This window comes from Streptococcus mitis (assembly GCF_946190065.1).
In the GTDB taxonomy this organism is placed as follows: Bacteria; Bacillota; Bacilli; order Lactobacillales; family Streptococcaceae; genus Streptococcus; species Streptococcus mitis_DE.
Genome location: NZ_CAMHZD010000047.1, coordinates 1 through 647 on the forward strand (window position 1 = coordinate 1; position 647 = coordinate 647).

The window sequence follows — 647 nt, forward strand, 5'->3', positions numbered from 1 at the left end:
GATGCTGACTGACTAGCTGAGGTGCTTGCTGATTGACTTGCACTTGTCGATGCTGACTGACTAGCTGACGTGCTTGCTGATTGGCTTGCACTTGTCGATGCTGACTGACTAGCTGATGTGCTTGCTGATTGACTTGCACTTGTTGAAGCCGATTGACTAGCTGACGTGCTTGCTGATTGGCTTGCACTTGTTGATGCTGACTCAGAAGCTGATGTGCTTGCTGAAGCTGAAGCACTTGTTGAAGCCGATTCAGATGCTGATGTGCTTGCTGAAGCTGAAGCACTTGTTGAAGCCGATTGGCTAGCTGACGTGCTGGCTGATTGACTTGCACTTGTTGAAGCCGATTGACTAGCTGACGTGCTTGCTGATTGACTTGCACTTGTTGACGCTGATTCAGAAGCTGATGTGCTTGCTGAAGCTGAAGCACTTGTTGAAGCCGATTGACTTGCGCTCGTGCTTGCTGATTGGCTTGCACTTGTTGATGCTGACTGACTAGCTGAGGTGCTGGCTGATTGACTTGCACTTGTTGAAGCCGATTGACTAGCTGACGTGCTTGCTGATTGGCTCGCACTTGTCGATGCTGAAGCTGAAGCACTTGTTGACGCTGATTCAGAAGCTGATGTGCTTGCTGAAGCTGAAGCACTTGT

The 647-nt window shown here is 49.6% G+C and carries 1 protein-coding gene; it reads right to left on the minus strand.

What is annotated here, in order from left to right; all coding sequences use genetic code 11:
• A partial coding sequence (locus tag OCF96_RS09865) for a hypothetical protein (RefSeq protein WP_261447056.1) occupies positions 1-647 on the minus strand: 647 nt, incomplete at both ends.